The sequence below is a fragment of the Micromonospora sp. NPDC049089 genome, from assembly GCF_040648775.1.
Lineage (GTDB): Bacteria > Actinomycetota > Actinomycetes > Mycobacteriales > Micromonosporaceae > Micromonospora.
In genome coordinates, this window is record NZ_JBEZEH010000054.1 from 13094 (window position 1) to 32701 (window position 19608).

A 19608-nucleotide genomic window follows, 5' to 3' on the forward strand; every position below is an offset into this window, starting at 1 on the left:
GGCTACCGGCTCAGACCGGGTGACAGTGCCGCTTGTAGTGACCCGGCGGCACCTTGCGGTTGGCGTCCTTCTCGGCGTTCAATTTGGCGCTGTTGTACGTCGTTCCGGTGCCAGTGCCGTAAATGACGTCCACGACGGTGGTGTCCTTGATGCGGACCACGTGGCAGCGGACGGTGACGGTGTACCGGGCCAGGGTTTCCGCGACCGCGGTGGTCGATGTTCCTGCACGGTCCGCATGGGCCGCCGTGATCGGTTCAGCGGCTGATGCTGGGCCGCCGGCGAACGCCATGGCGGCTGACGCCACGATAGGAAGCAAGGCCGCAGCTAGCTTTGGCGTACGTTTCATGGAACATCTCCTTCAAAGTTTCGACGCCTGGGATGCGGGCTGAACGACTGCATTACGGACGCCATTCGATGCTGCTGGCTCCACCGACGCCGAAGATGCAAGGACCGGCTTGAAGCCGTTGGGTCGGATTGCCGGCCTTCGGCGCCGCCCATCCGGAGTACTTGTCGGGCGCGCCGTTGCAGTCCGCCCGCAGTCGGACCTGTCCCCCGTAGACGCGGCACCAGGTGTAGGCGTACTGGCCGGTCGTGTGGATGCGCGGGCAGTCGACGTCAGGGCCGGCGGCCTGCGCCGCCGCCGAAATCACGGACATGGTGACCGTCGCGGTTGGCGCATGTGCCGAGGCCAGTGCCGGTGCGGGCGCCAGTACGGCCAAGCCGAGCGTCAGTGTGGCGGCAGCGCCGAGAGTTCTTAGATTCATTCCAGATCCAATCTGTGATCTCCGCCGATTACTGCGACAGCCTCCGCGGCGGGACGGCGGCTGTCGCAATCAGCTTTTGCGGAGGCGGCGCAGTCGGACAAGCGAAAGCCTGTTCGGAACCATTCGGAACAAGTGATCGAACAGTTCCGTCCTGATGAATCTGTCCCGGGCATCAGCCCTCGCTTGGCCGGCCCCGTCGCGCGGTTCCTCAAAGCCGCCCGCGGCGTGCAAGGGGTAGGAAAGTCGAGGCGATACCCCCGCCACGAGCTTGGTCCGTTGTGGTGAGAGCGCTCGCTTCGTAGGCTCGTCGGCGACGACGGCTGGCGCTGTCGCGAGCACACCATGGGAAGGGACGCCGGTGCTCTACTGGCTGCTGAAGTACGTCATCCTCGGTCCGCTGCTCAAGCTGATCTTCCGCCCGCAGGTGGAGGGCCTGCGCAACGTCCCGGCGACCGGTCCGGTGATCCTGGCGAGCAACCACCTCTCCTTCTCCGACTCGATCTTCACGCCGTTGATCACCGCCCGGAAGGTCACCTTCGTCGCCAAGGCCGAGTACTTCACCGGCAAGGGAATCAAGGGCTGGCTGACCAAGATGTTCTTCGTGGGCACCGGCACGATTCCGGTGGACCGCTCCGGCGGTCGGGCCGCGCGCGCCGCCCTGGACACCCAGTTGCAGGTGCTGCGGGCCGGGGGAGTGGCCGGCATCTACCCCGAGGGCACCCGCTCCCCGGACGGACGGCTCTACCGGGGCAAGACCGGGGTGGCCCGGCTCGCCCTGGAGAGCGGCGCGGTGGTGGTGCCGGTGGCGATGCTCAACGCCGACGAGATCCAGCCCCCCGGCAAGCTCATCCCCAAGATCGATCGGGTGCGGATCCGGTTCGGGGCGCCGCTGGACTTCTCCCGCTACTCCGGGCTGGCCGGCGACCGGTTCGTCGAGCGCGCGGTCACCGACGAGATCATGTACGAGTTGATGGAACTCTCCGGCCGGGAGTACGTGGACGTCTACGCCCAGAAGCTCAAGCAGCCCGTCCCGACGCCGCTGGCCGCCTGAGCCACCGCCACCGCCACCGCCACCGCCACCGCCACCACCGCCACCGCCGCCACCACCGCCGCCACCACCGCCGCCGCCACCGGCCCCGGTCGGCGGTCAGGGCAGGTGCAGCAGGGCGGGGGCGTGGTGGCGGCTGGCGAAGTCGTGCAGGCGGGCCCGGGTCGCCTCGGCGGCGGGTGGGTCCGTCTCGGCAAGCGGGCCGATGGCAAGCGCCAGCGTGATGATCTCGTCGGTCACGTCGCTCATCCGGGCGTAGCTCGCCGCCGCCGAGCGCAGCAGGTTCGCCGCCGTCGAGGGGTCCCCGGCGTGCCGGGCCAACGTGGCGTCGGCGACCTGACCGGCCGCGTGAGCCCACGGGGTCGTCCGGGGCGCCCGGTCGAGCAACTGTCGGACCAGCCGGGCCGCGTCGGCGCCGAGCACCCCGGCGACGTGCCCGACGGCCGGCACCCACTCCGCGAACGGAATCATCCGGGTCCGTTGCCAGTCCTCGTCCAGCTCCGTGAGCAGCGCCATCGCCTCGTCGCGGCGACCCTGCGCCGCCCGGCAGAGGGCGGCGTGCGCCAGGGTGGAGCGCAGCACCCGGTGGAATCCGGTACGCCGCGCCGCGACCAGCGCCTGCTCGATGAGATCCCCGCCCGGTGCGTCCGACCCCGCTGTGTCGTCAGGCCCGTCGGGTCCGACCAACTCGGCTCCGGCCAGACCGCGCATCCAACCCGACACCGCCACGATGTGCAGATCCCACTCCGCTGTCGGCCGCCGGGTCGACTCCGCTGCCATCGCCAGCGCCGCCGTCCAGTCACCCGCGTAGTACGACCGCGCCCACTGGTCGGCGAAGCTGGTGGCCAGGCTGTGCTCGCCGCCCAGGTCGAGGGTGAGCTGCTCGTCGACCAACCGGGCCGAGCCGGCCAGGTCGCCCTCCTCCTGCAACGCCCAGGCCAGGTTCTGCACCGCCCGGCGGCGACTGGTCAGCCGTTCCACCCGGCAGTGCTCGGTCACCTCCGCCAGCTCCCCGAACGCCTCGGCGGAGCCGGCCAGGTAGCGCGCCACGGCCAAAGTGATCCGCGCGTTGGCCTGGACCTCGCGCAGCTGGAGCCGCTCGGCGAGGGACGCCGCCGCCCGCGCCGCGGTGCACGCCGGCTCGGTCTCCGCGTTGAGCATGTGCACCCGGGCCAGCTCCAGCAGCGCGCCCGCCTTCTCCTGACTGTCCGGCAGGTCGCCGTAGATGCCGATCGCCTGGTCCAGGCAGTGCAGGGTCGCCGACCGGTCGGCCCGACTCCAGGCGGCGGTGGCGAGCAGCGTCCACGCGCGCGCCGCCCCCGTCCGGTCGCCGCTCGTGGTGAGCCGCGCGGCCAGCCGGGAGAGGAGGTCCGTGCCCCCCGCCACCAGGAAGGCGTCCCCGTCCCGATAGAACGCCAGCTGGGCGTCGAACAGCTCCAGCGCCGGGTCCGGCCCCACGTCCAGGACCAGCGCCCGGCCGACCAGCGCGGCGGCGGTGTCCAGCGCGTGCAGCTCGTACGCGCGGCGGGCCGCCCGATGCAGCGCGTCCCGCGCCGACGGGGCGTAGGGGGCGGTGTCCAGCCCGACCGTACGGGCAATCTCGTGGGCCGCCCAGCGATGGTTGGCCAGCACCTCGGCCAGGTCGTACTGCCGGTCGTCGGTGAGCTGTGCCATCCAGTCGGCGGTGCGTTGGTGGCGCAGCACCCGTTCGGCCCTGGGCAGTCGCTGGTAGCAGACGTCGCGTACCAGGATGTGCCGGAACCGGTACTCGGACTTTCCGGGCATCGTCGACGTGCTCTGCTCGTACACCAGGTCGCGACGTTGCAGGCGGTCCAGCGCGCGCTCCACCCACTCCACCGGCCGTCCCAACGCCATCGCCACCGGCGCGGCCCAGAACACCACGCCGACCACGGCGGCGGCCTGGAGCACCGCCCGGTCGGCCGGGTCCAGCAGGTCGAGCCGGTTGGCGATGACCGCCTGCACGGTGCGGGGCATCTCCGCGCCGCCGTCGAGGTCGGGGTGGGCGGTCGTACCGACCGCGTCGAGCAGGCCGCCGTCCAGCAGCATCCGGGCGTACTCCTGGGCGTAGAGCGGGTTGCCGTCGGCGAACTCGATCAGCGGGGTACGCGAGCTGGACGGCAGCGTCGCCTGCCCGAGGAGCAGCGAGTAGAGCGTGTCGATGTCTGTGTCGTGCATCGGCGGCACCGAGATGGACATCGCGCCACTGATCGTGCCGGTCCAGGCCGGGTGCCGTTCCCGCAGCTCCGGCCGGGCGGTCGCCACGACCAGCAGCGGTACGCCGCGGGCTGACGCGCCCAACTGCTCGACGAAGGCGAGCATCTGCTGGTCCGCCCAGTGCATGTCCTCGAAGACCAGGACGGTCGGGCCGGTCGTCGCCAGGGTGATCAGGAACCGCCGCCAGGCGGCCTCGGTCTCACCGGGGGTGAGCCGTTCACCGGGTACGCCGATCAGCGGGCCGAGCGCCTCGGCCAGCCGGGTCGCGTGCGGGTCGGCGAGCTGTCCCAGCCGGGACCGTAGCCGTTCGCGCAGCGCGGTCGGGCCGTCGACCTCCGGCACGCCCACCCAGGTCTTCACGATGTCCGACAGGGCGGCCCAGGTGACGTTCTCGCCGAACGGCGGGCACTGCCCGACGAGCCAGGTGATCGGCGGGCCGGGCAGGCTGCCGGCGTGCCGGGCCAGCTCGCGCAACAGCCGACTCTTGCCCACCCCGGCCGGGCCGAACACCGTCACCAACTGGGACGTCCGTTCGGTCACCATCCGGTGCAGCGCGTTGACCAGCAGGCCTCGCTCGTGCTCCCGGTCCACCATCGGGGTCAGCTCGGCGCCGCGCGGGTCCCGGTGGGGTCGCACCTGGACGGCCAGCCAGATCCTGCTCACCGCGGACCGGCCGCGCAGGGTGACCGGTGGTTGGTCCGCGTACTCCATCTCGTGTCGGGTGGCCGACCAGGTGCTCTCGTCGACCACGACACCGCCGGGCGGGGCGAACCCCTGTAGGCGGGAGGCCGTGTTGACCACGTCTCCGGTCACGAAGGCCTGCCCACCGTCGCGGGTGGCGGAGAGGTCGACAAGGGCCTCGCCGGTCGCGATGCCGACCCGGAAGCTCAGCGGGGCCTGCGGACCGGCGGGCTGGCGGGCCAGGTTCCGTTGCAGCTCCAGGCCGGCGCGGACGCACCGCAACGCGTCGTTGTCGGTGGCCACCGGCGCGCCGAACAGCGCCATCGCCGCGTCGCCGATGTACTTCTCGACCACCCCGCCGTACTGGTGCACGATCCGGCGCACCGTGGCGAAGTAGGTCTGCTGCAGACTGCGGGCCTGCTCCGGGTCGGCCCGCTCCGCGTAGCTGGTGAAGTCCACGATGTCGACGAAGAGCACGCTGACCTGACGCCGGTCCTCCTGCACCGCGACGGCGTGGTCGCGCAGCGGTTGACCACAGCTGGTGCAGAAGTTGACCTCGGTGCTGTTGGCGTGCCCGCAGTGCGCACAGTTGACCCCAAGCGGTTGGCCGCACCCGCCGCAGAAGCGGTCGTCCGGCCCGGCCGCCCGCGCGCAGTGTCCACACTTGAGGTCGATGTTCAGCTCCGTGGGCGAAAGAGGTCAGTATCGCGGCCGGTCGGCCAGTCGGGTACCCGACGTGCGGACGGGCAACGGCATCGATCGGTCGGGGTTAGTGTTCCGTACCAGGAAGTTTCATGTCAGGGAGAGTTCCGTGCAGGTACGACTGTCCGCCTCGTGGACCGATCCGGGTGGCACGCTTTGGGCGCCGGGCGACACGATCGACGTCGATGCGGTCACTCTCGCCGAACTGGAGGAGCAGGGCATGGTGGAAGAGCCTGAGGGTCAGTCGGGCGGGTCGGGGGAGACCACGACCACCTCGTCGAGCACGTCCACGGCTGGTAAGCCGACCGATCCGAAGAAGATCGGGCCGGGGCCGGGTGCGCCGCCGGCCGACAGCACGGAGAACTGATCGCCCGGGTGCGGTCGGCGGGCCTTCGGTCCACCGGCCGCACCCGTCGGGCGGTCTCACCCGTTGGCCGCTGCGAACCTGCCCGGCGTCGGCAGGCGTAGCCCAAGGGCCCGGGTGAGCAGGGGAGCGATCAGCGCCAGGGTGGCCAGCACACCCAACCCCGAGATGACCAGCACCCATCGTGGCCCGACCATCGCCAACAGCGGTGCGCCGACGGCGTAGGCCAGTGCCTCCGCCGCGTACGGGAACATGTAGACGGTGCCGAACACCACGCCGAGCCGTTCGGCCGGCACGTTCTGCTGGATGAGGGTGTCGGCGGCGACGTTGTGCCAGCCCGCGCCGACGCCGGCCACCGCCTGACCGGCAATGGCGAGCGCGATCACCGGGCTGAGGCCGGTGACAAGCGTTCCGGCGCCGAGCGCGAGCAGCGCACCGTAGAGGACCAGGTCCATCCGGATGCGTACGCCGGTTCTCGCCAGGCACATCGGACCGAGCACCATGCCGACGCCGTAGGCGGTGCCCAGCAGACCGATCGTGACCTCGGTGGCGCCCAGCTCGGCGCGTCCGAGGGGGACGATGGCGAGGTTGTCCAGCGCGGCGAACATCACCATCACCAGGAACCCGACCGAGACCGCACGGACGACGCTGTGCCCTCGGACCACCCGCAGTCCTTCGCGCAGCACCGTCCGCAGTGGCTCGGGCCGGCGGGTCGCGCCGGTCGTCGAGAGCGCCCGGACTCCGCCGATCAGCAGCGCGGAGAGAACGAATGTCGCCGCGTCCACGAGCAGCGTGGCGGTCAGTCCGAGGGTCGCCAGCAGGAGGCCGCCGACGGCTGGCCCGGCAGCGAGCCCGATGTTGACGCCCGTCGCGAGTTGCGCGTTCGCCGCCGGTAGCTGCTCGCGTTCGACCAGGCGGGGGAGCAGGCTGCGCCCGGCGGGAGTGAACGCGGTCGCGGCCGTGGTAGCCGCGGTGATCAGCGCCAACAGGACGGGCAGGGGTGGCGCGAGCAGCGCGACGGCGACGTACGTCAACGCCTGGGCGGTGTCGCAACCGATCATCAGCCGGCGTTGGTCGAAGCGGTCGGCCAGGGCGCCGAGCAACGGTCCGAGCAGCCGGGGCACCGTCGAGGCCAGCAGCAGCAGGGCGACCGCGCCGCCGCCGTGCCGGTCGTAGACGGCGATCAGCAGCGCCGTCCGGGCCAGCTGATCACCGGTGTACGACACCAGGCGCGCCGACCAGTACCGACGAAATGCGACATTGCCGCGGAGTAATGACATGACCGGTGGCTCCTCACTGCTGCGGGTATGTCGGCACGGGCCCTGGAACAGGGGCGGGCGCGGCAACCTTGTCAGCGCGGTGTGGGGGCCAACAACCGCTCTTCAGCCAGTGATTGATGTCGATTTGTCCTATTTTGTCCCACCGCTCCACGCCGTAGCGTCCTCGGCAAGACAAGCGCAACGAGCACCACCACCGACCAGGAGGACGACATGGCGACCACGACGACGACCACCACCACCACCGCGAGCGGCTGGGCCGGGCCGGGCATCTGGGCCGGGCCGGGATTCTGGGCCGGACCGGGCTTCTGGGCGGGCCCCGGCTACCAGCCGGTCGCGACCAGCTGGATCGGCCCGACCCGCTGAACCCCACCCGCTGAACCGCGAGCACGGTGACGCCGGCTGCCACTGGCAGCCGGCGCAGCCGTGCGTACGGGTAGGAGAGTGGGTGGCGACGGATAGGGCCCGTCCAGATCGGATGCCCGAGCGACGTGCCGGTCGGTCAGCGGTCGGCCATGCCGGCGCGGCGGCGCAGCGCGGCCACGTCGGTCACCACGATCCGGCGGCCCTCGGTGCGCAGCCAGCCACGGCTGGCGAACGAGCCGATCGCCTGGTTGACGCTCTGCCGGGAGCCACCGGCCATCTCGGCCAGTTGACTCTGGTTGAGCTCGATCGTGATCATCGGTGCCTGGCTCTCGCCCGCCAGCCGCACCAGCGTCTTCGCCACCCGACCGGGCAGGTCGAGGAAGACGTGGTCGGCGTTCTGCTCGGTGAGCCGGCGGATCAGCCCGCCCAGTGAGCGCATCACCGCGTCCAGGATGCGGGGGTTGGAGTGCACCAACTCCATGAACGCGCCCCGCGAGAGCGCGAGCGCCGCGCAGTCCTCGATGGCCTCCGCCGAGGCGGACCGGGTGGACGCGTCGAGCAGGGAGACCTCACCGAGCACGTCCGGTGGACGGATAACCGACAGCACGGCCCGCTCGCCGGTGGGTGCGGTGCGAAAGACCGCCACCGCGCCGCGGCGCAGCACGATCAGGGACTCGCCGGGATCGTTTTCCACGAAGAGCAGTTGGCCCTTGCGGTAGGTGCGCGGGACGGCGGCCGCGATGACGCGCTGCCGCACCTCGGGCTCCAGCCCAGCGAACATCTCGACACCCGTGAGCGCGTCACCCGGCTCCGGCAGGCGAACCTCCACGGCCCAACCCCTCCCCCGGTCATGGACCACAATTCGCTCACCGGGCGAACCTGATGGGCCCCGACAAGGTGAACTGACACCGATTCGGCGTCCGGTAGCGGTACACATCAGATCATGACGGTCCGGTCGCTTGCTGTACACCCCTCGAAGCACTTCCGTGACCGTCACGGTCTGCGACGCGCCGTACGCGAGGTGTCGCGGCGGCGTGCTCCACCGTCGGACGGGCCCCGCCGGACGCGGCCGGGCGGCGGTGGGCGAGGATGCCCGGAATGGCCTACCGCTACTTCTACGACTGCGAGTTCATCGAGGACGGCACGACCGTCGACCTCGTCTCGATCGGTGTCGTCGACGAGTACGGCCGCGAGTTCTACGCGGTCTCCACCGAGTTCGACGACTCCCGCGCCGTGCCCTGGGTTCGACGCAACGTGCTCGACAAGCTGCCCTCCCCGGCGGACCGGGCCTGGCGCTCGCGTGAGCGCATCCGCGACGACCTGTACGACTTCCTGACGGAGCCGATCCGGGACCGGCCGGGGGAGCAGCTGGAGCTGTGGGCCTGGTTCGCCGCGTACGACCACGTGGTGCTCGCCCAGCTCTGGGGCGCGATGCCGGCGCTGCCCCGGGAGATCCCCCGCTACACCAAGGAGCTGCGGCAGCTCTGGGACGACCGGGGTCGGCCGCCCCTGCCAGACGCGGACGCGGCCCGGCACGACGCTCTGGTCGACGCCCGGCACAATCTGGCCCGCTGGCGGGCGATGACCGCCCGTTGAGTGGTGGCCGCGCCGCCGTAGGTTTGACCGGTTCTGTCCCGGGCAACGGTTCGACCAGCCGAGCCGAGGGAGATTGCCATGAGCCACCAGCCGAGCAGCGCCGCGGAGGCACGCGCCCGTGTCACCGGCCTGGCCCGGGCCGCGCGGATCTGCATGCTCACCACGACTGCTCTGGACGGGCGCCAGGTGAGTCGCCCGATGGGGCTCCAGGAGGTCGAGTTCGACGGCGAGCTGTGGTTCTTCGCCTACGCCGACTCGGCCAAGGTCCGCCAGCTCCGGGTGAACCCGGAGGTCAACGTCGCCTTTTCCGACCAGAAGCACAACGCGTGGGTGTCGATCTCCGGCACCGCCACCGAGGGGTTCGACCGGGACCGGGCCGAGCGGCTGTGGAACCCGCTGCTCAAGGCGTGGTTCCCCGACGGGCTGGAGACCCCCGGTCTGACGCTGATCAAGGTGCACGCCAGCTCCGCCGAGTACTGGGACTCGCCGAACAGCACCGTGGTGAACCTGCTCGACTACGCCAGGGCCGCGGTCACCGGCCGGCCGCCGAAGGCCGGCGAGAACCATGAGGTGACCTACTGACCGGGGGCGGGTGCCCGGGGCGCGCTGTCGTCGTACCGGCGGGCCGACTACAGTTCGCAGTGACGGCCCGCCCCGGGCCGGCAACGGCGCCGATGGTCTGACCTGACACATACCCTGGGGCATATCGGGCTTTACCTGATGCTCCAGGAGGATGAGCGGATCATGCGTATCGGCGTGCTCACCGGCGGCGGCGACTGCCCCGGTCTCAACGCGGTCATCCGGGCGGTGGTCCGCAAGGGCGTCGCCACTTACGGTCACGAGTTCGTGGGCTTCCGGGACGGCTGGAAGGGCCCACTCGAGGGTCTGTCCCGCCCCTTGGACATCGCCGACGTTCGCGGCATTCTGCCCCGCGGCGGCACCATCCTCGGCTCGTCCCGGACCAACCCGTTCAAGATCGAGAACGGCGTCGAGCGGATCAAGGACAACCTCGCCGCCCAGGGCGTGGACGCGCTGATCGCGATCGGCGGCGAGGACACCCTCGGCGTGGCCACCAAGCTCTACGAGCTGGGCGTGCACGTCGTCGGCGTGCCGAAGACGATCGACAACGACCTGGGCGCCACCGACTACACCTTCGGCTTCGACACCGCGGTCAACATCGCGATGGAGGCCATCGACCGGCTGCACACCACTGCGGAGAGCCACCACCGCACCCTGGTCGTCGAGGTGATGGGCCGGCACGCCGGCTGGATCGCCCTGCACGCCGGCCTGGCCGGTGGCGCCAACGTGATCCTGCTGCCCGAGCGTCAGTTCGACGTCGACCAGGTGGCCGGCTACGTGGAGAAGCGCTTCCAGCACCAGTACGCCCCGATCGTCGTGGTCGCCGAGGGCGCCCAGCCGCTCGACGGCCAGATGGTGCTCGCCAACCAGGAGCTCGACTCGTTCGGCCACGTCCGCCTCGGCGGCATCGGCCAGTGGCTCGCCGAGCAGTTGGAGGCCAAGACCGGCAAGGAGGCCCGCACCGTGGTGCTGGGCCACATCCAGCGCGGTGGCACCCCGACCGCCTTCGACCGGGTGCTCGCCACCCGCCTGGGCCTGCAGGCCATCGACGCCGTCAACGACGGCGACTGGGGCAAGATGGTCGCGATGCAGAGCACCGACATCGTCCGGGTGCCCCTCGCCGAGGCCACCCGCGAGCTGAAGACCGTGCCGCTGGAGCGGTACGCCGAGGCTGAGGTCTTCTTCGGCAGCTGATCGATCGTCGGCGGCGCGGCGGGCCTGCGGGTCCGCCGCGCCGCGACCCAATGCGAGGGGGTACGGGCCGACATGCCAGCCGGAGTGCACACGGTCGCGGTGATCGGCGCGGGCAAGATCGGTGAGCTGATGCTCTCCGGGCTGCTGCGTTCGGGATGGCCTGTGGACCGGCTGCTGGCCACCGCCCGCCGACCCGCTCGCGCGGAGGAGTTGACCGCCCGGTACGGCGTACGGGTGGTCGACAACCTGACCGCGGTGGACGAGGCCGCTGTGCTCGCGGTCTCGGTCAAGCCGCAGGACGCCGCCGCGCTCCTCGACGAGATCGGCCCCAAGGTGCCGGCCGACAAGCTCGTCATCTCGCTCTGCGCCGGTCTGCCCACCAGCTTCTTCAGCCGCCGGTTGCCCGAGGGCACCCCGGTGGTGCGGGTGATGACCAACACCCCGGCGCTGGTGGACGAGGCGATGACCGCGATCTCGGCCGGCGAGCACGCCACCGGGGCGCACCTCACGCTGGCCGAGGAGATGTTCAAGCCGCTCGGCCAGACGATCCGGGTGCCCGAATCACAGCAGGACGCTGTCACCGCGCTCTCCGGCTCCGGCCCGGCCTACTTCTACCTGCTGGTCGAAGCCATGATCGACGCGGGGATCCTGCTCGGGCTGCCCCGTCAGGTGGCGCACGAGTTGATCGTGCAGACCGCGATCGGGTCGGCGGTGATGCTGCGCGACTCCGGCGAGCACCCGGTCAAGCTGCGCGAGGCGGTCACCTCGCCGGCCGGCACCACCATCTCCGCGATTCGTGAGCTGGAGAAGCACGGCGTACGCGCGGCGCTGCTCGCCGCGCTGGAGGCCGCCCGGGACCGCGCCCGCGAGTTGGCCGCACAGGCCGACTGAGCGATCGGGGCGCCTCACGAGGCCGTGCGTGCCGCATACTGGCCCGGTGTTCACACTTGCCCAGGCCCGGCACCTGGTGGCCACCCTGCAGCCGCGCGTCGACGAGTTGATCCGGGTCCGGGCCGACCTGGCCGAGTTGCGCGCCGACCTGGGCGACCACGGCATGAGCGCGCTCGGCGGTCTGGCTGAGGTCAAGGCACTGGAAGCTCGGTTGCACGCCGTCGTTGACGAGCTGCACCAGCACGACATCCAGGTCAAGGGCATCGCCCCGGTGCTGCTCGACTTCCCCGGCGAGCGGGCCGGCCGCGCCGTGCTCTGGTGCTGGCTGGAGGGCGACTCCGACGTGCGCTGGTACCACCGGGCAGAGTGCGGCTTCGCCGGCCGCCGCCCTCTCTGACCCTTCGCGCCTCACCCGCTTGATCCACTCGGGTTCATGGAAATCGCGCTATTCGAGCGCGGCGGACGCCCCGACTTCCGTGAACGCGAGTGGATCAAGGTTGCGCGACTCAGCCTGCCGCGGACGTCGGCAGGACCGGGTCGGGGGCATCGGTCACCGCGAACACCACAACGTTGTCGACGTAGTGGCCCCGCCGCCGGTCGAAGTCGCCCCCGCAGGTGACCAGGCGCAGCTCCGCCCCGGGCGTCGGGCCGTAGACCACCGCTGTCGGAAACTGGTCCTTGCGGGTACGCAGCGACCCGGTCACCCGGAACGGCAACCGCTGCCCAGCTCGCCACACCTCCACCAGGTCGCCGGGTCGTAGCTCGCCGAGCCGGGCGAAGACCGCCGGGCCGCGTCGGGAGTCCAGGTGCCCGGCGAGGACGGCCGGACCGGTGTCGCCCGGGGCCGGGCCGCCGCCGTACCAGCCAGCGGTGTGGAAGTCGGTCGGCGGAATCAGCACGCCGGCGCGGTCCAGACCGAGCACTGTGAGCGGTGAGTCGACGTCGATGCGCGGTACGCGTACCCGCGTGGGTGGACCGTGTGGCGTGGGCGCGGCGGCCACCGACGGGCAGTCGTCGCCGCAGCCGGGGTGCCAGCTCGCCACCGGTGGTGGCGGGCCGGTGGTGGCCAGCCCGACCCCGGTGCCGGCGGCCAGGCAGACCGCCGCGCCGGCCGCGACCAGCGCGGCCAGCGGTGTCCGGCGCTCACGGTGCCGCCGGATCGACGGGTCCGGCCCGGCGCTCACCAGGTGGTGCGCCGCCGCCGACGCCAGAGCAGCAGGGCCACCGCGCCGGCCGCCGCGGCCAGACCGCCGGCCACCAGGGGGTACGCGTCGAGCCCGCCCGCGGCGGTGCCACCGGCGCCGCTGTCCACCCCGCCGGCCGGGACGACGGTGCCGCCCTCGGCGTCGCGGCGCAGCTCGGCGGTGAGCCCGCCCTGTTTCGCGTCGAGCACCAGCAGCGAGTAGACAGCGCCGCCGGTGAGCCGCACCTCGGCGTCGGTGCTCGGCCCGCCGGCACCCGTCAGCTTCAGCCGCCAACTGCCCGGCTCGACCTGCTGGTAGTCGGTCGTGGTGGCGAACTGCACCCCGTCGGCGATCGTCGGACCGTTGGCGGCGGCCACGTCGAGCACCGGGGTCCGCACCGAGGCCTGTACGACCCGCACCTTGGCGCGGCCGTCGGTGGGGGCGCTGAGATCGTCGTTGAGCACCCGCAGGCCGAGGTCGGCGTGCCGCCCGACACCGGCCACGGTGAACGCGTCCCCGCTGGTCACCGCGACCTCGGTGGTGAGCACCGGGGGGTCGCTGGCGGGCGCGCCGGCCTCGCGCATGGCCACCGCGTACCGGCCCGGCGCGAGTTCGAGGTAGTCGGAGACCACGCCGTAACCGACCCCGGGGAAGACCTGCGGCTTCGCCGCGCCCGGCGCGGCAAGGTAGACGTCCACCGCCGGGGTGTCCGGGGACAGGTGCGCGAGCCGGACGTATCCGACGGTGTCCACGCCGGCGTTGGCCGGCACCGGAATGGCGGCGGTGGCGAGGGCGGTGCCGAGCAGGAGCGCGCCGGAGCCGGCCAGCAGCCGGCGGGGCACGGTACGGAGCGTGTGCATGTCGCCTCCGGGGGGCACGTTCGGTGAGCGGGCGGCAACCCAGAGAACAGGGTCCCGTGAACAGGACTGTGACGCAAGTTGCCACAGCGATGTTCTGTCGCTGTCGCTGTCGCTGTCGCTACCGATCGCGGATCGCGAGGAGGCCGAACAGGTCGGGGACTCCGCCCGGTCCCGCTTCGACGACCCGGACCAGCCGAAGGCCGGCGTCCACTGTCGCGTTCACCAGGTCGGCGAGGGGGACGTGCCAGGCTCCCACCCGTACCCGCACGCCGGTGACGTTCCAACTGTCGAAGCTGTGCGACCGGTCGGCGTACCGCGCGTCGACGACGACACGCGGATGCTGACTCCAGTCGGCGAACGCGCCCACGAAACACGGGTGCACGCCAACGTGGACGAACCGTCCGCCGGGACGCAGCACCCGGGCGACCTCGCGCAGCACGGCCGGGTAGTCGGGCAGGTCGGTGCTGGCCAGCACACACATCGCGGCCGGCAGCGACGCGTCGGCGACCGGCAGCGCGCCCGCGTCACCCCTGAACACCGGCAGCCGCCCTCGCGCGTGCCGCAACTGCCCGCCGGACAGGTCCACGCCCACCGGTGTCCAACCCAGACCCGTCGGCACCGGAGCGTGCGCGCCGGTACCGCAGCAGATGTCGAGGCAGGGACCTTCGCCCGCGCCGAGCAGGTCCGCCACCGTCGTGTGCACCCGGCACAGGTAGTCGCCGCCGCCGGAGATGAAGCCCTCGTACCAGTCCGCGTGGGCGTCGTACGCCGGTGTGCTCGTCGTCCCCATTCGCCGAGGCTACGAGTCGGCGCCCGCCCGGGAAACCCGTTCTTCCGGAGGCAGAAATGGGGCGTTTGCGTCTGCTCCCGTGTGGCTGTCCGAAGCCCGGCGTCTGCCGTTACCGGGCCCACCGGGGACACGGCGGTCGCCTATTCTCGGGCGATGCGGGATCGCCGGGTGGCGCTGGCGTGGGCGGCCTTCGTCGTCGTCGCGCTGGTGTCCTGTGTGCTCGTTCTGCGCCGTCCGGATCGCCTCTCCGACCTGCACATCTACTACGGTGCGCTGTCCGACCTGCGCGCCGGCGAGCCGCTGTACGGGTATGTGGCGGAGAACGGCGGTCCGTTCACCTATCCGCCGTTCGCCGCTCTCGTGCTGTGGCCGATCACCGCCCTCAGCGAGGGCGTACTCCAGGGGATCTGGCTGGTGGCGACGTGCGCGGCGGTCGTCGCCATCGCTGGGTCGGTGGGTGTCGCGCTGACCACCCGACGTTCCCGACGCCCGCTCGTCGTGGCGCTGGCGGCCACGGTGCTGATGCTCTCCGCGCCGGTGCAGAGCAACCTCCGCTTCGGGCAGGTCAGCATCTTCATCGTGTTGATGGCCCTGCTCGACGGGCTGGGCGTCGTCCCACCCCGACTGCGCGGGACGCTGGTCGGGGTGGCCGCGGCTATCAAGCTCACCCCGCTGCTGTTCGTGGTCTACTTCCTGGCCGTCGGGCGCTACCGTGACGCCGGTCGGTCGGTGGCGGCGTTCGTGGCCTGCGCGGGGCTCGCCGCGATCGTGCTGCCCCGGGAGAGCTGGTCCTACTGGACCGAGACCGTGCGACAGACCTCCCGCATCGGCAATCTGTCCTCGTTGGGCAATCAGTCCCTGCACGGGATGTTGCTGCGCGTCGGCGTCGACGAGACGGCGCTGCCTCTGCTCTGGGCCGGCATGGTGGCGCTGATCTGCGTGGTGGCGCTGCTCCGGGCCCGGCAGCTGACGCGGCAGGGCTGCCCCGGGCACGCCGCGGTGCTCGTCGGCTGCGCCACGGTGGCCGCGTCCCCGGTGTCCTGGACCCACCACCAGGTGTGGCCGGTGCTCGCCGCGATGCTGCTGATCGGCGCGTCCGGCGTCACCCAGCGGGTCGCCGGCGCGGCGCTGCTCGCCGCCGTGGTCGTCTCGTTGGGCGCGGTGCTCAGCCCGATCTCGACGCGGCCGGGGGTGCAGTTCCTTTTCGAGAACGCCCGTGCCCTCGGGGTGTGCGTCCTGTGCCTCGTCGGCTTCGGTGGTGTCGCCGTCGCCGCCCAGCGCACGAGCAGACGACCGGCCGCCGGCAGGGCCTGGCTGAGGGTGGGCGTCACGGCAACCGTGGCGGTCGCGTTCTTCGCCGTGCAGCCGCTGCCGGCCGGGGCCGACCCCACCTTCAAGGCGTACAGCCTCGACGATGTCGTCAACCCGCGATACTTCTTCGTCTGCCGTGGTCCGGCCGAATGCGCCGCTTACGCCACCGACGTGCCGGTCACCTTCGGCACCCGTGCAGAGAAGACGAAGGTACGGGTCAACGGCGTGGTATCCCCGCAGGTGACCCGCCTGGAGTACTACTCAGCACCGGGTGGAGCGCCCCGGGCCATTCCGCTGCTCGCCGCGTACCCGGGTCCGCGTACCTTCTCGTTCCGCTCGGCGACGATGGCCCACGGTCGCCTCGTCGCGTACGCCGCGGACGGGCAGCCGATCGCCAGCTACGACGACGAACTCGCCGCCGCCCTCCGCACGACCACCAGGTAGGCGGTCGCGGGCAGGGCGGCGGCTGGCCCTGCTCAGCGGGTGGCGGCGGCCACGGCGGCGCGTACCTTCGCGGCGTCGCCCGGGGCCGGGTGATCCCAGTCGGTCGGGCTCGCGGAGTAGAGCGTGCCGTACGCCGGGGTGTCCGGCTGGTAGCGCCACCCCTCGGCCAGCGGGCCGACGTCCACCGCGTCGTAGCCGATCTGGTCCAGGAAGGCGGTCACTTCGGCCTTCGCGGCGGCGTCGTCACCGGCGATCGCGAGGGCGCTGCGGTCGGCCGCGCCGGTCGGCCGGGAGAGCGCGGCCAGGCCCTTGAAGTAGATGTTGTTGAAGACCTTGACCACTCGGGAGTCCGGCAGGTGTCGCTGGAGCAACTCGCTGCTGGTGGTCTCGCCGGAGTCCAGTTCCGGGAAGGTGCCATCGCGCTGCGGGTAGTAGTTGTTGGTGTCGATGACGACCTTGCCGGCCAGCGGTTCGACGGGCACCGCCCGGTACGCCTTCAGTGGGACGCTGACGACCACCAGGTCGCCCACCTGCGCGGCGTCCTGCGCGGTGCCGGCGCTGGCGTGCTCGCCCAGGGTCTCCACCAGGTCGGTGAGGGTCTCCGGGCCCCGCGAGTTGCTCAGCACCACGTCGTAGCCGGCGTCGACGGCCAGCCGTGCCACGGTGCCGCCGATGTTGCCACTGCCGATCAGTCCCACAGTTGTCATGCTCGTTCCCAACTCCGTCCACCCACGACGCATTCCCGACCAGACTGGTGGGTTATTCTGGTCACCCGCTGCCGGTAGCTGCGCAGCCTGCTCGCGATCGTCGCCGGCCCAGCGGATGCCTGGTCGCGCTGCGGGCCCGCCCGCCCAACGTACCGCTCACGCCGACCGCGAACCGGCTCTCCGAGGACCTGCCACCCTCCGGTGCGGCGTGGAGTCGGGAGGCCCGGCTCAGGGGGTGGGGAGGGTCTTCTCGATGGCTGCGCGCAGGTCGTCGGAGTCGGGCGCGACAGTGGGGGCGAAGCGGGCGGCGACCGAGCCGTCCGGGGCCACCAGGAACTTCTCGAAGTTCCAGCGCACATCGCCGGTGTGCCCGTCGGCGTCCGGGGTGTTCACGAGCGCGGCGTAGAGCGGGTGCCGGTCCGGGCCGTTGACGTCGACCTTCTCGGTCAGCGGGAAGGTGACCCCGTAGTTGACCTGGCAGAAGTCGCTGATCTCGGCGGCGCTGCCCGGCTCCTGCCCGGCGAACTGGTTGCACGGCACGCCGAGTACCACGAGGCCCTGGTCGGCATAGGTGTCGGCGAGCGTCTGGAGGCCGGCGTACTGCGGGGTGAGGCCGCAGCGGGAGGCCACGTTGACGACCAGCATCGCCTTGCCGCGGTGGCGGGCCAGGTCGGCGGGGCCGCCGTTGAGGGCGTCGATCGGGATGTCGAAGACGGTCATGGGCCGAGGTTACGCGTCGGCCGCGCGTCGACCAGGGGTGGGCGCAGCGTACGCACTCCGTGCACCAGGAGAAATCGAAACATGCGCATCTTGACGAACTGATGACGGCGTGAGTACCGTCTCACCATCTCTTTTGGAAAGTTTCCTAACAGTTCGGGAGACGCCGCATGAAAAGATCGCTCCGCCGGGCCCTCTGGGCCGGTGCCGTGGTCGCCGTGACCGTCGCAGCGGTGCCGGTGACCACCGCGTTCGGCGCCGGCACGGTCACCACCACCTTCACCAAGGCGCAGGACTGGGGGACCGGTCACGAGACGAGGGTGACAGTCACCAACGGCTCCAGCGCCACTGTCACCACCTGGCGCATCGAGTTCGACCTACCGTCGGGCACCACCATCAGCAGCGCCTGGGACGCCGACGTCACCAGCAGCGGCAACCACTACGTCGCGGTCAAGAAGAGCTGGGCCGGCGGCATCGCCCCCGGCGCCTCGTTCAGCTGGGGTTACAACGGCACCGGGGCCTTCAAGGCACCGCTGAACTGCACCATCAACGGTGCCGCGTGCGGCGGCGGAACGACCCCGCCGACCACGACTCCGCCGACCACCACCCCGCCGACCACGACGCCCCCCACAACGCCTCCACCCACCACGCCGCCGCCGACCACTCCGCCGCCGAACACCGGCGGCAAGAAGGTCGTCGGCTACTTCGCCGAGTGGGGCGTCTACGGGCGCAACTACCACGTCAAGAACATCCAGACCAGCGGCTCCGCCGCCAAGCTGACCCACATCCTGTACGCCTTCGGCAACACCACCGGTGGTCGCTGCTCCATCGGCGACAGCTACGCCGACTACGAGAAGGCGTACACGGCGGCGGACAGCGTGGACGGCGTCGCCGACACGTGGGACCAGCCGCTGCGCGGCAGCTTCAACCAGCTGCGCAAGCTCAAGCAGCTCAACCCGCACCTCAAGGTGATCTGGTCGTTCGGTGGCTGGACCTGGTCCGGCGGCTTCACCCAGGCCGCGCAGAACCCGGCCGCGTTCGCCGAGAGCTGCTACAACCTGGTCGAGGACCCGCGCTGGGCGGACGTCTTCGACGGCATCGACGTCGACTGGGAGTACCCGAACGCCTGCGGTCTGACCTGTGACACCAGCGGCCCGAACGCGTTCAAGAACGTGATCAGCGCGCTGCGGTCGAAGTTCGGGTCCAGCGCCCTGGTCACCGCCGCCATCACCGCGGACGGCAGCAATGGCGGCAAGATCGACGCCACCGACTACGCCGGCGCCATCGGCAACCTCAACTGGCTGATGCCGATGACCTACGACTACTTCGGCGCCTTCGCGGCCCAGGGTCCGACGGCACCGCACTCGCCGCTCACCTCGTACACCGGCATCCCGCAGCAGGGCTTCAACTCCGACGCGGCGATCCAGAAGCTCAAGAGCAAGGGCGTCCCGGCCAACAAGCTGCTGCTCGGCATCGGCTTCTACGGCCGGGGCTGGACCGGTGTCACCCAGGCCGCTCCGGGTGGCAGCGCCACCGGCGCGGCGCCGGGCACCTACGAGGCCGGCATCGAGGACTACAAGGTCCTGAAGAACACCTGCCCGGCCACCGGCACGATCGCCGGCACCGCGTACGCCAAGTGCGGAAGCAACTGGTGGAGCTACGACACCCCGTCGACCATCAACGGCAAGATGACGTACGCGAACAACCAGGGCCTCGGTGGCGCGTTCTTCTGGGAGCTCTCCGGTGACACGAGCAACGGCGAACTCATCGGCGCCATCAAGGGCGGTCTCGGCTGAGCCGAGGGCCGACGCACCACCCACACGGCGGGAAGGGACCCGCACCGTCCCTTCCCGCCCGTGACACAGCGGCCCGGCCGACGCCCAGCGCGTCGACCGGGC

The 19608-nt window shown here is 71.4% G+C and carries 20 protein-coding genes; 10 read left to right on the forward strand and 10 right to left on the reverse strand.

What is annotated here, in order from left to right; all coding sequences use genetic code 11:
- Positions 1-10 precede the first annotated feature (10 nt).
- Together AB0B48_RS12200 and AB0B48_RS12205 are read right to left on the reverse strand one after the other, a co-directional pair.
- The gene (locus AB0B48_RS12200; RefSeq protein ID WP_357199687.1) at positions 11-346 is read right to left on the reverse strand and encodes a hypothetical protein; all 336 of its coding nucleotides are present in this window, start codon (positions 344-346) and stop codon (positions 11-13) included.
- A 52-nt stretch (positions 347-398) separates the two neighbouring features.
- Entirely contained in the window at positions 399-764 is a 366-nt protein-coding gene (locus AB0B48_RS12205; protein ID WP_357199690.1) for a hypothetical protein, read from the reverse strand.
- A 358-nt stretch (positions 765-1122) separates the two neighbouring features.
- Between AB0B48_RS12205 and AB0B48_RS12210 the strand changes: the two genes are divergently transcribed.
- A complete protein-coding gene (locus AB0B48_RS12210) occupies positions 1123-1815 on the forward strand; it encodes a lysophospholipid acyltransferase family protein (protein ID WP_357199693.1) in 693 nt (230 codons plus the stop codon).
- Between the two features lie 96 nt (positions 1816-1911).
- Here AB0B48_RS12210 and AB0B48_RS12215 read toward each other — a convergent pair whose 3' ends face one another.
- Entirely contained in the window at positions 1912-5409 is a 3498-nt protein-coding gene (locus AB0B48_RS12215; protein WP_357199742.1) for an adenylate/guanylate cyclase domain-containing protein, read from the reverse strand.
- Positions 5410-5539: 130 nt separating this feature from the next.
- Between AB0B48_RS12215 and AB0B48_RS12220 the strand changes: the two genes are divergently transcribed.
- A complete protein-coding gene (locus AB0B48_RS12220) occupies positions 5540-5797 on the forward strand; it encodes a hypothetical protein (RefSeq protein ID WP_084597913.1) in 258 nt (85 codons plus the stop codon).
- 56 nt (positions 5798-5853) lie between these two features.
- Here the strand turns inward: AB0B48_RS12220 and AB0B48_RS12225 are convergent, their stop codons facing one another.
- Positions 5854-7074 carry an MFS transporter gene (locus AB0B48_RS12225; protein WP_357199697.1) on the reverse strand — a complete coding sequence of 407 codons (1221 nt, stop codon included), beginning with the start codon at positions 7072-7074 and terminating at the stop codon, positions 5854-5856.
- Between the two features lie 210 nt (positions 7075-7284).
- Here AB0B48_RS12225 and AB0B48_RS12230 point away from each other — a divergent pair, with 210 nt between their 5' ends.
- Complete coding sequence (locus AB0B48_RS12230) at positions 7285-7437, forward strand: hypothetical protein (RefSeq protein ID WP_357199700.1); 153 nt, start codon at positions 7285-7287, stop codon at positions 7435-7437.
- Between the two features lie 136 nt (positions 7438-7573).
- Here AB0B48_RS12230 and AB0B48_RS12235 read toward each other — a convergent pair whose 3' ends face one another.
- Positions 7574-8266, reverse strand: a complete 693-nt coding sequence (locus AB0B48_RS12235) for a Crp/Fnr family transcriptional regulator (protein ID WP_091407574.1) — start codon at positions 8264-8266, stop codon at positions 7574-7576.
- 269 nt (positions 8267-8535) lie between these two features.
- Here AB0B48_RS12235 and AB0B48_RS12240 point away from each other — a divergent pair, with 269 nt between their 5' ends.
- The 5 genes from AB0B48_RS12240 to AB0B48_RS12260 all read left to right on the forward strand — a co-directional run bounded on the left by AB0B48_RS12240 (position 8536) and on the right by AB0B48_RS12260 (position 12094).
- On the forward strand, positions 8536-9033 hold the full coding sequence (locus AB0B48_RS12240; protein WP_357199745.1) for a polyadenylate-specific 3'-exoribonuclease AS: 498 nt from the start codon (positions 8536-8538) through the stop codon (positions 9031-9033).
- A gap of 78 nt (positions 9034-9111) precedes the next feature.
- The gene (locus tag AB0B48_RS12245) at positions 9112-9615 is read left to right on the forward strand and encodes a pyridoxamine 5'-phosphate oxidase family protein (RefSeq protein ID WP_357199703.1); all 504 of its coding nucleotides are present in this window, start codon (positions 9112-9114) and stop codon (positions 9613-9615) included.
- Between the two features lie 162 nt (positions 9616-9777).
- On the forward strand, positions 9778-10806 hold the full coding sequence (locus AB0B48_RS12250) for a 6-phosphofructokinase (protein ID WP_091408060.1): 1029 nt from the start codon (positions 9778-9780) through the stop codon (positions 10804-10806).
- Positions 10807-10878: 72 nt separating this feature from the next.
- The gene (proC, locus tag AB0B48_RS12255) at positions 10879-11697 is read left to right on the forward strand and encodes a pyrroline-5-carboxylate reductase (protein WP_357199706.1); all 819 of its coding nucleotides are present in this window, start codon (positions 10879-10881) and stop codon (positions 11695-11697) included.
- Positions 11698-11743: 46 nt separating this feature from the next.
- Positions 11744-12094 carry a DUF2203 domain-containing protein gene (locus AB0B48_RS12260; protein ID WP_357199709.1) on the forward strand — a complete coding sequence of 117 codons (351 nt, stop codon included), beginning with the start codon at positions 11744-11746 and terminating at the stop codon, positions 12092-12094.
- A 109-nt stretch (positions 12095-12203) separates the two neighbouring features.
- Here AB0B48_RS12260 and AB0B48_RS12265 read toward each other — a convergent pair whose 3' ends face one another.
- The 3 genes from AB0B48_RS12265 to AB0B48_RS12275 all read right to left on the reverse strand — a co-directional run bounded on the left by AB0B48_RS12265 (position 12204) and on the right by AB0B48_RS12275 (position 14531).
- A complete protein-coding gene (locus AB0B48_RS12265; RefSeq protein WP_357199712.1) occupies positions 12204-12881 on the reverse strand; it encodes a class F sortase in 678 nt (225 codons plus the stop codon).
- Positions 12878-13741: a DUF4397 domain-containing protein gene (locus tag AB0B48_RS12270; protein WP_357199715.1), complete on the reverse strand. Its 864-nt coding sequence runs from the start codon at positions 13739-13741 to the stop codon at positions 12878-12880. Before AB0B48_RS12270 ends, AB0B48_RS12265 begins: the two co-directional genes overlap by 4 nt.
- 118 nt (positions 13742-13859) lie before the next feature.
- On the reverse strand, positions 13860-14531 hold the full coding sequence (locus AB0B48_RS12275) for a methyltransferase domain-containing protein (protein ID WP_357199718.1): 672 nt from the start codon (positions 14529-14531) through the stop codon (positions 13860-13862).
- Between the two features lie 153 nt (positions 14532-14684).
- Between AB0B48_RS12275 and AB0B48_RS12280 the strand changes: the two genes are divergently transcribed.
- On the forward strand, positions 14685-16286 hold the full coding sequence (locus AB0B48_RS12280; RefSeq protein ID WP_357199721.1) for a glycosyltransferase 87 family protein: 1602 nt from the start codon (positions 14685-14687) through the stop codon (positions 16284-16286).
- A 32-nt stretch (positions 16287-16318) separates the two neighbouring features.
- On the opposite strand, the gene AB0B48_RS12285 is transcribed toward AB0B48_RS12280, so the two are convergent.
- Both AB0B48_RS12285 and AB0B48_RS12290 read right to left on the reverse strand, forming a co-directional pair.
- Positions 16319-16993, reverse strand: coding sequence for an NADPH-dependent F420 reductase (locus AB0B48_RS12285; protein WP_357199724.1), 675 nt, complete (start codon positions 16991-16993; stop codon positions 16319-16321).
- A gap of 228 nt (positions 16994-17221) precedes the next feature.
- Positions 17222-17713 (reverse strand): glutathione peroxidase, encoded by a 492-nt coding sequence (locus AB0B48_RS12290; RefSeq protein WP_357199727.1) that lies wholly within the window; start codon positions 17711-17713, stop codon positions 17222-17224.
- Between the two features lie 167 nt (positions 17714-17880).
- On the opposite strand from AB0B48_RS12290, the gene AB0B48_RS12295 reads away from it, so the two are divergent.
- A complete protein-coding gene (locus AB0B48_RS12295; protein ID WP_357199730.1) occupies positions 17881-19506 on the forward strand; it encodes a glycosyl hydrolase family 18 protein in 1626 nt (541 codons plus the stop codon).
- Positions 19507-19608: the final 102 nt, after the last annotated feature.

Bases quoted from the DNA above. Each gene is read 5' to 3' on its own strand.
- AB0B48_RS12225 (WP_357199697.1), bottom strand. From the start codon at position 7,074: ATGTCATTACTCCGCGGCAATGTCGCATTTCGTCGGTACTGGTCGGCG.
- AB0B48_RS12295 (WP_357199730.1), top strand. From the start codon at position 17,881: ATGAAAAGATCGCTCCGCCGGGCCCTCTGGGCCGGTGCCGTGGTCGCC.
- proC (WP_357199706.1), top strand. From the start codon at position 10,879: ATGCCAGCCGGAGTGCACACGGTCGCGGTGATCGGCGCGGGCAAGATC.
- AB0B48_RS12230 (WP_357199700.1), top strand. From the start codon at position 7,285: ATGGCGACCACGACGACGACCACCACCACCACCGCGAGCGGCTGGGCC.
- AB0B48_RS12275 (WP_357199718.1), bottom strand. From the start codon at position 14,531: ATGGGGACGACGAGCACACCGGCGTACGACGCCCACGCGGACTGGTAC.
- AB0B48_RS12270 (WP_357199715.1), bottom strand. From the start codon at position 13,741: ATGCACACGCTCCGTACCGTGCCCCGCCGGCTGCTGGCCGGCTCCGGC.
- AB0B48_RS12245 (WP_357199703.1), top strand. From the start codon at position 9,112: ATGAGCCACCAGCCGAGCAGCGCCGCGGAGGCACGCGCCCGTGTCACC.
- AB0B48_RS12250 (WP_091408060.1), top strand. From the start codon at position 9,778: ATGCGTATCGGCGTGCTCACCGGCGGCGGCGACTGCCCCGGTCTCAAC.
- AB0B48_RS12285 (WP_357199724.1), bottom strand. From the start codon at position 16,993: ATGACAACTGTGGGACTGATCGGCAGTGGCAACATCGGCGGCACCGTG.
- AB0B48_RS12200 (WP_357199687.1), bottom strand. From the start codon at position 346: ATGAAACGTACGCCAAAGCTAGCTGCGGCCTTGCTTCCTATCGTGGCG.
- AB0B48_RS12280 (WP_357199721.1), top strand. From the start codon at position 14,685: ATGCGGGATCGCCGGGTGGCGCTGGCGTGGGCGGCCTTCGTCGTCGTC.
- AB0B48_RS12240 (WP_357199745.1), top strand. From the start codon at position 8,536: ATGGCCTACCGCTACTTCTACGACTGCGAGTTCATCGAGGACGGCACG.
- AB0B48_RS12290 (WP_357199727.1), bottom strand. From the start codon at position 17,713: ATGACCGTCTTCGACATCCCGATCGACGCCCTCAACGGCGGCCCCGCC.
- AB0B48_RS12205 (WP_357199690.1), bottom strand. From the start codon at position 764: ATGAATCTAAGAACTCTCGGCGCTGCCGCCACACTGACGCTCGGCTTG.